Source organism: Lujinxingia vulgaris (assembly GCF_007997015.1).
GTDB classification, from domain to species: Bacteria; Myxococcota_A; Bradymonadia; order Bradymonadales; family Bradymonadaceae; genus Lujinxingia; species Lujinxingia vulgaris.
On sequence record NZ_VOSM01000002.1, the window covers coordinates 380,826 to 394,480 of the forward strand.

The 13,655-nt window shown below is 64.3% G+C and carries 11 protein-coding genes; 1 reads left to right on the plus strand and 10 read right to left on the minus strand.

Annotated features, from left to right (window positions below; translation table 11 throughout):
- Nucleotides 1-17: 17 nt before the first annotated feature.
- The 9 genes from FRC98_RS05175 to FRC98_RS05215 all read right to left on the minus strand — a co-directional run bounded on the left by FRC98_RS05175 (nt 18) and on the right by FRC98_RS05215 (nt 12,152).
- Nucleotides 18-1,016: an N-acetylornithine carbamoyltransferase gene (locus FRC98_RS05175; protein WP_146980230.1), complete on the minus strand. Its 999-nt coding sequence runs from the start codon at nt 1,014-1,016 to the stop codon at nt 18-20.
- An 81-nt stretch (nt 1,017-1,097) separates the two neighbouring features.
- Nucleotides 1,098-1,931, minus strand: a complete 834-nt coding sequence (locus tag FRC98_RS05180) for a PP2C family protein-serine/threonine phosphatase (RefSeq protein ID WP_146980231.1) — start codon at nt 1,929-1,931, stop codon at nt 1,098-1,100.
- Nucleotides 1,932-2,188: 257 nt separating this feature from the next.
- On the minus strand, nt 2,189-3,175 hold the full coding sequence (locus FRC98_RS05185) for a malate dehydrogenase (RefSeq protein ID WP_146980232.1): 987 nt from the start codon (nt 3,173-3,175) through the stop codon (nt 2,189-2,191).
- A 159-nt stretch (nt 3,176-3,334) separates the two neighbouring features.
- Nucleotides 3,335-4,507: a peptidylprolyl isomerase gene (locus FRC98_RS05190; protein ID WP_146980233.1), complete on the minus strand. Its 1,173-nt coding sequence runs from the start codon at nt 4,505-4,507 to the stop codon at nt 3,335-3,337.
- 234 nt (nt 4,508-4,741) lie between these two features.
- Nucleotides 4,742-5,830 carry a foldase protein PrsA gene (locus FRC98_RS05195; RefSeq protein WP_230467289.1) on the minus strand — a complete coding sequence of 363 codons (1,089 nt, stop codon included), beginning with the start codon at nt 5,828-5,830 and terminating at the stop codon, nt 4,742-4,744.
- A 261-nt stretch (nt 5,831-6,091) separates the two neighbouring features.
- The gene (uvrC, locus tag FRC98_RS05200) at nt 6,092-7,993 is read right to left on the minus strand and encodes an excinuclease ABC subunit UvrC (RefSeq protein WP_146980235.1); all 1,902 of its coding nucleotides are present in this window, start codon (nt 7,991-7,993) and stop codon (nt 6,092-6,094) included.
- Between the two features lie 36 nt (nt 7,994-8,029).
- Nucleotides 8,030-8,629, minus strand: coding sequence for a hypothetical protein (locus FRC98_RS05205; protein WP_146980236.1), 600 nt, complete (start codon nt 8,627-8,629; stop codon nt 8,030-8,032).
- A gap of 77 nt (nt 8,630-8,706) precedes the next feature.
- Nucleotides 8,707-10,518 (minus strand): ArnT family glycosyltransferase, encoded by a 1,812-nt coding sequence (locus FRC98_RS05210; RefSeq protein ID WP_146980237.1) that lies wholly within the window; start codon nt 10,516-10,518, stop codon nt 8,707-8,709.
- A gap of 5 nt (nt 10,519-10,523) precedes the next feature.
- Nucleotides 10,524-12,152: a hypothetical protein gene (locus tag FRC98_RS05215; RefSeq protein WP_146980238.1), complete on the minus strand. Its 1,629-nt coding sequence runs from the start codon at nt 12,150-12,152 to the stop codon at nt 10,524-10,526.
- Between the two features lie 342 nt (nt 12,153-12,494).
- On the opposite strand from FRC98_RS05215, the gene FRC98_RS05220 reads away from it, so the two are divergent.
- A complete protein-coding gene (locus tag FRC98_RS05220) occupies nt 12,495-12,779 on the plus strand; it encodes a hypothetical protein (RefSeq protein ID WP_146980239.1) in 285 nt (94 codons plus the stop codon).
- A 45-nt stretch (nt 12,780-12,824) separates the two neighbouring features.
- Here FRC98_RS05220 and fghA read toward each other — a convergent pair whose 3' ends face one another.
- Nucleotides 12,825-13,655, minus strand: coding sequence for an S-formylglutathione hydrolase (gene fghA, locus FRC98_RS05225; protein ID WP_146980240.1), 831 nt, complete (start codon nt 13,653-13,655; stop codon nt 12,825-12,827).

Consider the following 13,655-nt stretch of genomic DNA (forward strand, 5'->3'; position numbering starts at 1 on the left):
GGGGTGTGTGGGCGAGCTCAGCCGTTGATCAAGGTGCTCATCAGGGCTTTCTGGACGTGCAGGCGGTTTTCGGCCTCATCGATGACCAGGGAGTTGGGGCCATCGATGACCTCGTCGGTGACTTTGACGTTGCGGCGACAGGGCAGGCAGTGGCTGAAGAGGCCATTGTCGGTGTGCGCCATCTTCTCGGCGTCGACGATGAAGTGTTTGTGGGCGTCGCGCACCGGCTTCTCTTCGTCCCAGCGGCCGAAGTAGGGGAGCGCGCCCCAGGACTTGGCGTAGACCACGTGGGCGCCGGAGTAGGCCTCTTCGATGTTATGGGTCACCGTGAGGTTTCGGCCCTGCTCGGAGGTGTACTGGCGCGCAAGCCCCATGTAGCGCTCATCAAGGATATAATCCTCATTGGGGCAGAGCAGCGTCACGTCCATGCCGAACTTCGAGGCGATGAGCAGCGCGGAGTTGGCCACCGCGGTGTTCAGCGGCTTGGGGTGGTAGGTCCAGGTGAGCACGAACTTCATGCCGTCGACCATGCCCAGGCGCTCCTGCAGCGTGAGCATCAGCGCGAGCTCCTGGCAGGGGTGGGTGATGGTCTCCATGTTGATGACGGGCACGGTGGCGTGTTCGGCAAACGCGTTGATGACGCGATCCTGGCGGTCGACCTGCCAGTCTTCAAATTGCGGGAAGGCGCGCACCGCGATCAGATCGCAGTAGCGCGAGAGAACGCGGGCGGCTTCGCGCACGTGCTCTTCGGCGGTCTGGTCCATGACCGAGCCCAGCTCAAACTCCATCGGCCAGGAGCCCTTGCCGGGCTCCAGTACCACGGCGTGGGCGCCCATCTGGTGGGCGCCGATGTCGAAGGAGGAGCGGGTGCGCAACGAGGGGTTAAAGAAGATCAGGGCGATCGTCTTGTTGCGCAGACGCGCCTGGTAGGGCTCCGCCTTGAGGTTGCGGGCGTCGTCGAGGATCGACTGCAGTCGAGGACGGCTCCAGTCGGCGGTGGTCAGAAAGTGTTGCATGCGCGCTCCATCATCGGCCGAGGGGCGGCGCTTTGCGCCGCCGGTCAAGGTCGCGGATGGTAGGAGCAAAGCGCAGGCGGGTCAACGCCCCGGGGTGTGGGTCTCGACGAGCAGGGCGGTGAGGTTGTCGGGGGCACCGCGGCTTAAGGTGAGCTGGGCGATGGCCTGACAGGCCGCGCTTAAGTCATCGGCGTGGCCGCGCAAGACCGAAGCCAGCTCATCGTCGCTCAGCGCGTTGTGAACCCCGTCGGTGGTGGCCAGGAAGATGTCGCCGGGCTCAAGCGGGGAGAACGCCACGCTGACATCGACGCAGTACTGGCTTCCCACCGCGCGCGTGAGCACGTGTTTGTAGGGGAAGTTGGCGATGAACTCGGCGGCGTCCGACGAGGTGATGTTATGGCGCTCCAATGTCTCTTCGAGCAGAGAATGATCGCGAGTCAGGCGCTCCAGCCGGCCCTGGCGCAGGCGGTAGAGACGGCTGTCGCCAACATGGGCCCAGTAGGCGCGGGTCTCATCGAAGGTCAGCGCGACCAGCGTGGTGCCCATGCCACGGTGGGCACCGCGTTCAGCGGCCTCCTGGTAGACGGCGGCATTGGCGAATTTGATGCCGGCGACGAGGTTGTGCTGCAACGAGCGTCGGTCCTGCGGGGTGCTCTCGATCATATCGCCCACCTCGTTGAAGTAGGCCGCCAGAGTCTCAATGGCGAGGGTTGCAGCGAGCTCGCCGCCCTCGTGACCGCCCATGCCGTCGGCCACCGCGTAGAGGCGGTGCGAGGGATAGAGCAGGTAGACATCCTGATTGACGGTGCGGCGCAGACCGATGTCGGTGATGGCCGCAAAGCGCAGCTCCCAGCCGGCGCTGCGGGCGCTATCTTGGGTGGATGCGGCGTGGGCGGCGGCCTGGGAGGTGTGCATGGCAAGCTCCGATGGTGCAATAAGGGGGCGCACGCACGCGCACTCCGGCGCCTGAGATCATCCCCCCGGGATGTGATGGTCGGTCGAGAGAAACTTCAGAAAAGGTAATCCCGAGCGCCGTCGCGGCCAACGTTTTCGACCCGGCCGCCGATGTGCCGGAAAAAAAACACCCCCTGCACGTCGAGGTGCAGGGGGGGGCACGATGAGGGGAGCTTCACACGTTGTGGCGAGCCCTCATCGGCGTACTGCCGAACCCATTACTTGAGCAGGTCGGCGACCACTTCGCGCTCTTCGATGAGCTGCGCTTCGGTGACCTTGAGCTTCTCTTTGGAGAAGTCGTTGAGCTCGATGCCCTGCACGATCTCGTAGCCACCCTTGCCGTCGCAGCGCACCGGGAAGGAGTAGATCAGCCCTTCCTGCACTCCGTAGGAGCCGTCGGAGGGCACGGCCATGGCGTGGAAGTCGTCTTCGGGGGTGACGGTGAACCAGTCGCGCACGTGGTCGATCAGCGCGTTGGCGGCGCTGGCCGCCGAGGAGGAGCCACGCGCCTTAATGATCGCCGCGCCGCGCTGCTGCACCGTCGAGATGAACTCGCCCTTGAGCCACTCGTGATCACTGATGACCTCGGTGGTGGGCTTGCCACCGATGGTGGCGTTGAAGAAGTCCGGGTACATCGTGTTGGAGTGGTTACCCCAGATGCCCATCTTCTTGACGTCGGCCACAGCCACACCGGCCTTGGTAGCCAGCTGGCTCTTGGCGCGGTTCTCGTCGAGGCGAGTCATGGCGGTGAAGCGCTCGTTGGGAACGTCGGGGGCGCTGTGCATGGCGATCAGAGCGTTGGTATTGCAGGGGTTGGCGACCACGGCCACGCGCACATCGTCGGCGGCGTTGTCGTTGATGGCCTTGCCCTGGCCGGTGAAGATCGGGCCGTTGGCGCGGATCAGGTCGGCGCGCTCCATGCCCTGCTTACGCGGCATCCCGCCCACGAGAAGCGCGAGGTTGGCGCCGTCGAAGCCCTTGTTGAGATCGTCGGTGAGGATCATGTCCTGCAGCAGCGGGAAGGCGCAGTCGTTGATCTCCATAGCGACCCCTTCCAGGGCCTGCATCGCCGGGGTGATCTCGATGAGTTGAAGGATCACCGGGGTGTCCTTGCCCAGCAGGTCGCCGGAAGCGATGCGGAAAAGCAGAGAGTAGTCGATCGAACCGGCAGCACCGGTGACAGCAACGCGGACGGGCTTCGTCATAAAAGAGCTCCTGATACAGCAGCAAGTTAAGGGTGGGGCGGGCCAAAAATAGACGCCGAAGGGGTAAGTCCTGACCACCCGGGTGTCAAGCCAGGCAGGCCAATTTTGCGTCTTCTGACGTGAGGGTGACGCTCACTTTATCCAGGCGCCGGGCCGACTTCAGCGCTCCTCGCCAGGGGCGGAGGGCTCGCTGAGATTTTCCCAATGAAGGGTCACCTCCGACTGCTCCAGGAGCCGCTCGCTCATGGTCGTCCAGGCATCCTCCCGGGCCTCAAATTGCAGGCGTTCCAGCAGGAGCTCTTCTACCTTCTCAAAGGGGATCAGCCCGGCCTCGTGGCGCGTGTGGGTCCAGACAAACATCCAGAGCCCCCGATGTTCAAAGGGCTCAGAGAGCTGGTCGACCTCCTGCTCAAAGGCCACGTCGGCCAGCGGGCTTGCATCCGGGCTTCGTGCGTCTTCTTCGGTGACGGAGACCAACCCGTAGATCGGATCGCGGTGCCGCTCAAAGAGCGCGTCGCGATCGGCGCCCTCGGCGGTGAATTGCTCGTGAAGTTCGGCGATGTAATCCCGGGCAGGTTGGCCCTCGGCGGCGTCGCGGGCGCTGATGACCCGGGCCTCGACGACCGCCTGAGTCTGAAACTCCTCGGGGTGCGCCTGGTGGTAGTCACGGGCGTCGCCGCGATCGGGCAGCGTCTGCCCCAGGCGCTGCATCGCGCCGTCGATGAGAAGGTTGTCGACGGCCTGCTTGCGTCCGAAGGTCGGGTCGTTTTCCCAGCGTTCGCGCAGCGGCGCGAGGTCGGCATCGTCGCCCCTGCGGGCGCGAACCTCTGCCTCTTGCTGCAGGCGCAGTCTTGCGCGCTCCGCCTCAATGGCCTCCTCGTCGGGGGCAAAGGCGTTGAGGAGAAGTTGGCGCTGGATCACCTTTTTGAGCGCGTTGTTGATCGCGTAGTCATGGCTCCCGTCTTCGTTGGGCTTGCCGGCAAAGTAGTCGAGCTGCTCGTGGTAGGCCCGGGCGCTGACGGAGACGCCACCGACCGTAGCGACCGGCCCGGTGGCCCGGGTGCTGAGACCATCGGGCAGCCGGAAGTAGATATGGTGAAGTTCCGCGCGATCGGGGTCTTCGTTCGCGTCGACCACCTCTTCGGCCCTTTCTTCCGAAGATGGCGTCTGCGTCTTTTCATCGGGCACAGACTCCGATGGTGCGGCGACGTCAACGTCGGCGTCCTGTGAGGGCGTGTTGGTGGAGCACCCCGTGGCGGTAGCGAGCGCGAGGATGGCGATACCCGGGATGATGCGACACGACGTCTGGCGAGCGATCTGCATAACATTCATCTTCTTCAGCAAAGGTCAGCCTGGGGTGCGAGGGCGTGGGTTTCCGGGGGGGCAAAGCGACGTCATAACGCTGCGGGTATTCAAAAAGTATTGGTCTTTTTGACCTGTGCCGGATGCCCGAAACACAGCAAGCCTTGAGGACAGGAAAACAAAAAACGGCGCCCTTCCGAGGGAAGGACGCCGCGTGTATTTCAAACAGGGTCTGTCTGGTGGTCGCTGCCTCATGTGCTGAATTTATTGAATATTCTCGGGGTAGGTCTCGATCTCGGCCTCCTCGCGAAGCTGCGCCACGTAGGTGCCCAGCGACTCCTGGAGGGCCTGGTTGCGAAGCTCGCGGGTGAGCTGATCTTTGACCGAATCAAAGGTCATCACCTCTTCGTCGCTGCGCTCGGTGACCTGAATGATGTGCCAGCCGAAGTCGGAGCGGACCGGCTCAGAGATCTCGTCGACCTGCAGCGCGAAGGCAGCCTCCTCAAACTCGGGGACCATGCGGCCGCGGCCAAACGAGCCCAGATCGCCGCCGGCCTGCGCCGAGCCGTCGTCGGAGTTTTCGCGGGCCACGTCGGCGAAGTCATCGCCGCCGGTGACGCGGGCGTGCAGCTCCTGGGCTTCCTGGCGGGCGGCCTCCCAATCTTCGGGGTTCTCCGAGTCGACGCGCACCAGGATGTGGCGCGCGCGGACCTCTTCGCCGCGGGTGAACGCCTCGGGGTTCTCATTGTAGAAGGTCTGCGCTTCCTCTTCGTCGGGGAGCTCAAGCCCGTCGGCCATCAGGATCTTCTCGATGGCCACGGCCTGGTAAACCGACTCGCGGATCTCTTCGGGGCTGATGCCGGCCTGGGCGATGTACTCATCGAAGTCGATCTCTTCGCCGTACATCTCCAGCGCGCTGGCCTCAAACTCCTCGCGGTACTCCTGGAGGCGCGCGTCGATCTCTTCCTGGCTGGGCTCGACGCCGGACTGCTCGATGGCCTGGTTGACCAGGCGCTGATCGATGAGGTTTTCGATGATCTGCGAGGACATCTGCTGGAGGAGCTCCGGGGGAAGCTGGGCCTGGGCCTGCAGCATGGCGACCTGGGCGTTGAACTCCTCGGCGCCGATCTCTTCACCGTTGACGCTGGCCACCGGGCCAACCGCCGAGATCGAGCCCGCGCTCTCCGGCTGCGCATCCTCCGGTGAGCTCTGGGCCGCTTCGTTATCGAGGCCGGCTGAGCGGTACTGCGGGGCCTCGCTGCTGGCCGGCTCATCGGGCACCGGCGCGTTGGAGGAGCAGGCCGCCAGAAGCAGCGCCAGGATGGACGTGAGCGCAGTCTTTTTCAAAAACATAGCAATCTCCATGACGAGCTCCGCAACATCGGAGCGAGCGAAGCAAGGGGAACAAAAAGGCGCGCCGGGCTTTGACGCATCCGTGGCGAGCAACGTTGAAATCGCTGTGTAGCATAAGGTGGGAGCAGGCGCACGTTCGGGGGATGGTGGTCGCGACGCGGGCAGCGCCTGCAAAACGTCTTTAAAAGGTAGGGGCGAGGAAGACCCTTCCAAGCGTGCAAGGCCCGCGCGGCGGGCACCCGGCGCGGATCGCCCCCGGCATCACTGAGCCGAAGACTCGCCCTCGCCCGGAGGATGAAAAAAGCCGCGGATCGCCTCGGCGGTCGAGGGGCCGACGCCTTCAACGGCCTGAAGTTCCTCGAGGGTCGCGGCCTTGATCTTCACGAGACTTCCGAAATGGCGCAGCAAGACGCGTTTGGTCTTGGGGCCAATGCCCGGGATGTCGTCGAGGCTGGAGCGCAGGCTGGCCTTGCGCCGAAGTTGTTTATGAAAGCCGATGGCAAAGTCGTGCGCCTCGTCGCGCACCCGCTGCAACAGATAGAGTTCGGCGGAGTTCTGACGCAGCACCACCGGGTTTTTGCGCCCCGGCAAAAACACGCGCTCCGGGCTGCGGGTGACCTCCGGATCGTCAAAACCCACCTCGTCGACGCGGCTCTTGGCTAAAGAGACCACATCGATCTGGTGCAGCCCCAGATCTTCGATCACCGCCACGGCCTGCCCCAGCTGCCCCTTGCCACCGTCGACCACAATGAGGTCGGGCGGATCATCATCGCCGTCGGCGACTTTGCGCAGGCGGCGAGTGAGCATTTCGTGCATGGAGGCAAAGTCGTCCTGCCCGTGTACCAGGCGCATCTTGTAGTGGCGGTACTCGGCCTTGGCCGGCTCCCCATCGATAAAGGCCACCAGCGAGCCCACCACCTGGGCGCCCTGCAGGTTGCTGATGTCGTAGCATTCAATGCGCCGCGGCAGGTTTTTAAGTTTGAGCCGCCCCTGCAACTTCTCGAGCAGGTCGCGGGCGCGCTCCTCTTTCGCGTGCTCCTCCTCAAAGCTATGGCGAGCGTTGGTCTGGGCGGTGGCGATCAGCGCGCGCTTGGCCCCGCGCTGCGGGCTCTGCACATAGACGCGGTGGCCGGCCAGCTCGCTGAAGAGCTCCTCAAAGGCTTCGACCTCCTCGTCCTCCAGCGTCAGCGGCAGGAGCACCTCGTTGGGCACGTGGTTGCCGGCGTTATAATAGAGGTTCAAGAAGCTCGAGAAGAGCTCCTCATCCGGGAACTCCTGGTCGGTGTACGAGAAGGACTGCGCGCCCTCCAGGCGCCCGCGACGGATAAAGAGCACCTGGAAGGTGAGCCGGTCGCCCTCGCGGTAGAAGCCGAAGGCGTCCTGGTCGACCTCCCGATGGCCCACGGCGACCTGCCGCTCGAGCACCTTCTCAATGGCCTGAATCTGGTCGCGGTAGCGCGCGGCCAACTCGAACTCGAGCTCCTCGCTGGCGCGCGCCATCTTCTCGCGCAGCCGCTCCACGAGCTCATCGCCGCGCCCCTCCAGAAACATCACCGCCTGGTTGACGTCCTGCTGGTAGCGATCTTTGTCGACGGGCAGCACGCAGGGGCCCGGACAGCGTTTGATCTGGTACTGCAGGCAGGGCCGCGAGCGGTTGCTGAGCACATGATCGGGGCAGGTGCGCAGCATGAAATGTTTGTTGAGTACCTGCAGCGTCTGACGGATCGCGTAGGCCGACGAGTAGGGCCCGAAGGTGCGCTGGCCGGGCTTTGTCTTGGTGCTCGACTTGCTGCGGATCACCTCGACCCGCGGCCACTTCTGGTTCTTATCGACGCGCAGCGAGAGGAAGGACTTATCGTCTTTAAGCTGCACGTTGTAGCGCGGCTTATGCGCCTTAATCAGGGTGTTTTCGAGGATCAGCGCTTCCTTTTCAGAGGCGGTGATGATCGTCTCGATATCCCCCAGAATCTGCGGGAGCCGACGCACAAAAGGACGCGGATCGCCGTGCAGCTGAAAGTAGTTGCGGACGCGGTTTTTAAGGTCTTTGGCCTTGCCGATGTAGATGATGCGCCCGCGGCGGTCGCGCATCAGATAACACCCCGGCTTATGCGGGATGGTTGAGAGGCGGGCCTGGATATCGAAGGGCTCGTCGGATGCTGCCATAGTAAGGTGAGCCGGGGTGGGGGAAACTTAAAAGACTCAGGGGTCGATGCGCACCAGCGCAAACCAGGCGTTCATGGGTTTGGCCTTATAGGCGCGCCCGATGGTCACATGTTCGGAGAGGCCACGCAGGCGGTCGACCATGCCGGCGTACACAAAACGCCCCAGGCGCGCGCGGTTGTCCAGAATCTGCGGCCACTCGCCGGGGCGCTCCGGCGGGAGCTCGCGGTAGTCGATGACAAGTTCGCCCGACTCCGCGTCATCGTAGGCAACGAAGTAGCCCGGACCGGTAATCCCCGAAAGCGTCTGGTGGTTGTAGCCCCAGAGCACCCGGCGGTTATCCGGGGCGTATTCGGCCGAGGGGGTGCAAAAGCGTTTTTGAAAAAGCCGAAAAGCTGGAAGGGTGTTGCGCCCCTCGCAGATCACCTCCTGCAGCGGGTTGGTATCTTCGGGCACAATATCAAGGGTCGTCACCGGGCGGCTGGCCGCGTCAAAGAGGCGTCGCTGCATCTTCGGGGTGAGCGCGCGCACAAACGCAAGACGCGTGGCGGCGTCGGCTTCGTCGAGTGCGCTGGCGAGCGCGTCGGTGTCGAGGGTCGGGGCACTGGCGAGTTTCTGGATGTCGGCAAGGGCGCTCATAAAGACTCCGGCAGCAGTCGGTTCAAAACGATGACGAGGCTTGAGTTCACACGATACGCCGAGGCGACGGGCGCTGACTAGCGACGCACCTCGGGGAACTTCAGGGTGTCGCGCTCGACGCGCTCATACACGCTGATAAGCGGCACGCCCTCAAGCTCCACCACGTGGCGCGGGGCCAGGGTGCCGTACTCCTCCCAGAGCGGCAGCAGCAGGAAGGTGAAGGCTTTTTGCTGGTGGTAGAGCGCGTAGTCGCTGCTTCCCATGCGCACCGCGCGAAGATCCTCACGTGCCAGATCTTCGGTCTGATACATGCGCCAGGCGGTGTTCACAACGTTATGCGTCCACACCCGGCCCCCCTCCTCGGCGTGCTCATTGAGCCAGGGCAGCGCCTGGCGTGAGGCGTAGCCCCAGAACTGCCGGAACATCTTAAAGTCCGCAGCCCCCCGATGCCCGCCGATAAGCTCGTTGTAGTAGGAGGTGCCAAAAGGGTGGTTGTTGCGGGTGGCCAGCGCCGCCGGAAAAAGCGTTGCTGCGCCGAGCAGAAGCCCGATCGCCGCGTAAATAAAAGGCCTCGTCTCTCCCTCGGTCGGACCATTGAGGCTGTGTGACCCCTCCCGGGAGGTGCGTCGCGCGCTGAGCAAACGCGCCAGCTCCGCGCTCAGGTGCGCCACGGCCAGCCCGGCGATGATCGCCACAAAGGGCATCGCCGGCATCCAATGCTTGGTGCCCCCAAAGATTGGCGTCTCCGCCTGCGCGATCAGCGCGATGGGAAAGATGATGTGAATGAGAAAGAGCAGCCCGGTTCCACGTGGATCGACCGAGGAGGGCAGCCGCCTCGCTTTGAGCGCCGCCTTCCAGGCGTTGAGCGTAGCCCGGCCGCCAAAATGGCGAACCCAGATAAAACACCCCAGCGCAAAGGCCAGAAGGATCGTCGCCGGCACGGTGACCAGCGTCATCACCCAGGGATAACTCACCGGAAAGGGCGGGTTCTGCAGGTTTTCGCCAAAGTAGTAGACGAAATAATGCTCATGCTTGAGGTGGAAGTTCATGTACCAGCGGATGCGCGCAAAGGTATCAAACCAGTGGCGCGGCCAGAGCGCGTAGAAAAGAATCGGCCCCAGGGTGAGCATCGCCCAGAACGCCGCCGGGATCTTTGGAATGCGCAGCCCCCCGTTGCGCAGGCCTCCCACCAGGCGAAACTCGCCGGCGCGCGAGAGCACCCAGTGCATCACCAGCGTGATGGGCAAGAAGAAGGCGTTGAGCTTGGTGGAGAGCGCAAGCCCGAACAAAAGTCCGGTGGTCACCGCCCAGCCCCGTGACTGCAGGCTTCGCCAGTAGGCGTAGACCACCCAGAAGTTCATCGCCGCCACCGCCACATCAAAGCAGGCCAGGTGGGCGTGAAAGAAGAAGCGGGGCTGCAGGAGCATCGCGCCCACGCCCACCAGCCCGGCCAGGCGACCACCGAGCTGACGCCCGAAGAGATACACCCCGCTCAAGAGCCAGCCGGCGGTGAGCATCGTCGGAAAACGCAGCGCGGTCGACGGGCTCATCCAGCCCAGAAGTTCGGAAAAGATCTTATGCGAGAGGGCAAACGCCGCCTTCATCAACACCGGGTGTTCCGGGTTGTAGCTCCAGTGTCGGTCGATGTTGGCCTGGGTAAAGCTGCTGGCGAGCTCGCCGGCGTGGAAGTTCTTCCAGAGATCTTCGAACCAGCCGATGTACTGGGAGGCGGCGTGAAAATAAAACCCCTCATCGCGCGTAAAGCCCATCTGCGGCGTGGCCAGCAGCAGGGCGACCGAGCCGGCAAAAATCACAAGCGCGATCAGCCAGTCGAGGCGGTCGGTGGGGGCATTTCCCGGCGATGAGGTGGGGGCGTCAGGTGCGGTCAAAGCGCTTACCAGAGTGCGGTGATGTGCGCGCGTACAAGCGCGGTGCGAGCGTCGGGGCGACCTTCGGCGTCGTCAAAGACCTCGCCAGGCCAGAACATCGCGGCCTCGGCGCGGTACTCCAGCGCGAGCTCCGGGGTGAGCAGATGCTTGTAGCGCGCGCCCAGGAGCGCCTCGGTGCCCAGGTAGCGGGCCTCGGCCCCGGCGCCGCGAAAGCCCACCGCCGTGCCGCCGGCTTCCACACTGGCAGCCAGGTCGCGCCAGGGGCGGTGTGCCCAGGCCATCAGCGCGCCGGCGCCGAGCTCCAGCCCGGCGATGCGTGCGAAGGTCAGCGTGGGCTGCACGAAGATCGCGTTGCTCACCGCGCCCGTCTCCACAAGGTTGTCGATGCCGCGCGGAGGTTGCGCCGCGCGAAGGGGATCATCGGCCTGGGCGACCGCCTCGGCTGTATACGCCGGCAGATGATGATCGAAGAGCAAGAGCCCGGCGCGGTAGTTCGGATCGAAGCGGAAGCGGTGCAGGTTGTCGCTGCGCGGATCGGCATCCCCGGAGGCAAAGCCCGAGCGGAGGTTCAGCCCCAGCGCGCTCGGACGGTGCAAGACGTCGAGATGCGCCGCCGCGCCCAGCGCGTCGATCTGCACCGGTGTTGCGGGATCGCTGCCGTCGGCGCGGGTCGTCTCACCGCGCAGATACGCCGCCTCACCAGCGATGCGAAAGCGCCAGGTGCCCTTCGGGGTATAGAACTGATGTTTGCCCGCCAGATCAAAAGCCGCGACGTTGAGCTCAGAGCCGTCGCGGTCGGTTTGATCGCGAAGCGCCACGTACACGCCGATCTCACTGGGGGCGGGGCGCCACACCACAGACGCGATGCCCTGGAGCGCGCGGTCCCCTTTGTTGATGTCGGCGTTTTCGTCGCGAATCACCGCGTCGGCGCCGATGGCCACAAAGAGCTCGTCGAGCGCGCTGCGCGAGGAGCGGGCGCGAAAAGGTGCGGTCGCAAAGAGCAGGCGCGCGACGCGATCGCCGCCGACCTGATGTTCAAAGAGCGTCTCGTCTTCAATGTCGCCGTCGTTGGCCAGCAGACCCAGACCCCACTGGCTGGTCTGAAGACCCGCCTGCACCCGACCCACGGGGCTATCCCAGCGAAGGTAAAGTTCGCGCGGCGCAAAGGTCTGCTCGGCCCCGTCGAGCACGCGGTGGAAGTGGCGCGCACCGTGGTCACCCACCGCCGGAGGTTGAGGGTAGGAGTTGCCCACAAGCCTCCCGCTCAGAAGATCGGCCGAGGCCACCGCCTGCACTTCCCCCAGGTTGATGGTGCTCCCGATGCGAAGTTGCTGGTAGAGCCCGCCACGCAGTCCGTCGGTCAGCGGTCGTTCGTAGGTGTCGGCGCTCAGGCGATAATGCCCCTCCACATTCACGGTGGGCTCCTCCTCCTCATCGAGGGGCATCACCGGGTTAAGACGCGGCGGCGCAAGCTCCACAATACGCCCGCCGGAGTCTTCATCGTCTTCCAGCGGCGGAATCTCCGGAAGCTGGGCTTGCGCCGATGCGGCAAGCGAGAGGGTCAAGAGCGCGCTGAATGCCGCTACGGTGGGCTTCAGTCGCAGATGACCGGAAAAAGTGTGGGGCGCGCGCATCGCAGGGGGCTCCTCGGTGGCATCATCCATTCAACGTCGGTCGGCGAGGCCGGGGGATGGCATCCTGTCACGGCGAAAGGGGGCTCGCAACGCTCTCCGGCTGCCCTTACGCTCAGGTTGGCAGCGGGCCTGCTTTCGAGGGGCGCTGAGACAGGGGCAGATGTAGAAAAAACACCTGAGCATCAGTCCCGGAGATCGAGGCATGTTTGAAGTCCAGGCGCGTTCTTTAGAGTGAAGACCCCGGCGCCCACCTCACCGGGCATCGCCTGGCGTGCTACGGTGCTTAGTCGTAGAGCAAGCGAACGTACCCCCCTTTACTGACGATCAGCGAGACCGAAGCCGATGAAGACGAACTGGTTTTACCGATGGCTTGATGCGCTCTCTTACAAACTTCTCGTTCCCCTGGCGCTGCTGCTGGCGCTGGCGCCCTTTACGCCGGAGCCCCACCTGGTGGAGACCACCGGGATGCTCTTTCGCGGGGAGCTGACCGAGCCTATCTACATCTTCGACTTCTTTATGCACGGAGCCGGGGTGTTCATTCTGGCGTTGAAGGTCGGCGCAGACATCCGCCGGCGCAACGCGCCGGCGGATGTCCCTGCCTCAACCTCGGATCTGGCATCGCGCTGAAGACCGCGCGGATGCTGGCGTACAGACCCGTCTTATCGAGCTGCATCAGCCCTTCAACGCCCGGGCGTGATGGCGGATATGGTCGCCGATGAAGCTCGCGATGAAGTAATACGAGTGGTCGTAGCCCGGCTGCATACGCAGCTCAATCGGGTGCCCCACCTCCTCGCAGGCACCCACCAGGCGCTCCGGCTGCAGTTGCTCGGCCAGAAACTGGTCTGAATCGCCCTGATCGATGAGTAGCGGCAGCCGCTCGGTCGCGGTGGCCACAAGCTCGGTGGCATCCCAGGCCTTCCACGCCTCGCGATCGTCTCCCAGATACGCCCCCAACGCCTTCTCGCCCCAGGGCACCTGTGTGGGCGCGACGATCGGCGAAAAAGCCGAGACGCTGGCGTAGCGCCCCGGGTTGCGCAGCGCCAACACCAGTGCGCCATGCCCGCCCATCGAATGCCCGAAGATCGCGCGCTTTTCGCTCACCGGAAAGTTTGCCTCAATCAGCGCGGGCAGCTCGTCGACCACATAATCGTGCATCTGATAATGCGCAGCCCAGGGCTCCCGAGTGGCGTTGACGTAAAAGCCCGCACCCTTGCCCAGATCGTAGCCCTCGGCGTCTGCGACATCCTCGCCACGCGGGCTAGTATCGGGCGCGACGATGATGACGCCTTCCTCAGCCGCGTAGCGCTGCGCGCCGGCCTTCGTGATGAAGTTTTGCTCGGTGCAGGTCAGCCCGCTCAACCAGTAGAGCACAGGGCAGGGGCCCTCGGCGGCCGCGGGCGGAAGGTAGACGGCGAACTTCATCTCGCAGTCCAACACCTCGGAACGATGCTTCCAGACCTCCTGGGTGCCGCCAAAACTCGCATAACTCTCCACACGTTCCAT

Coding starts and splice junctions, on each gene's coding strand:
- FRC98_RS05175 (WP_146980230.1), bottom strand. CDS start 1,016: ATGCAACACTTTCTGACCACCGCCGACTGGAGCCGTCCTCGACTGCAG.
- FRC98_RS05180 (WP_146980231.1), bottom strand. CDS start 1,931: ATGCACACCTCCCAGGCCGCCGCCCACGCCGCATCCACCCAAGATAGC.
- FRC98_RS05185 (WP_146980232.1), bottom strand. CDS start 3,175: ATGACGAAGCCCGTCCGCGTTGCTGTCACCGGTGCTGCCGGTTCGATC.
- FRC98_RS05190 (WP_146980233.1), bottom strand. CDS start 4,507: ATGAATGTTATGCAGATCGCTCGCCAGACGTCGTGTCGCATCATCCCG.
- FRC98_RS05195 (WP_230467289.1), bottom strand. CDS start 5,830: ATGTTTTTGAAAAAGACTGCGCTCACGTCCATCCTGGCGCTGCTTCTG.
- uvrC (WP_146980235.1), bottom strand. CDS start 7,993: ATGGCAGCATCCGACGAGCCCTTCGATATCCAGGCCCGCCTCTCAACC.
- FRC98_RS05205 (WP_146980236.1), bottom strand. CDS start 8,629: ATGAGCGCCCTTGCCGACATCCAGAAACTCGCCAGTGCCCCGACCCTC.
- FRC98_RS05215 (WP_146980238.1), bottom strand. CDS start 12,152: ATGCGCGCGCCCCACACTTTTTCCGGTCATCTGCGACTGAAGCCCACC.
- FRC98_RS05220 (WP_146980239.1), top strand. CDS start 12,495: ATGAAGACGAACTGGTTTTACCGATGGCTTGATGCGCTCTCTTACAAA.
- fghA (WP_146980240.1), bottom strand. CDS start 13,655: ATGGAACGTGTGGAGAGTTATGCGAGTTTTGGCGGCACCCAGGAGGTC.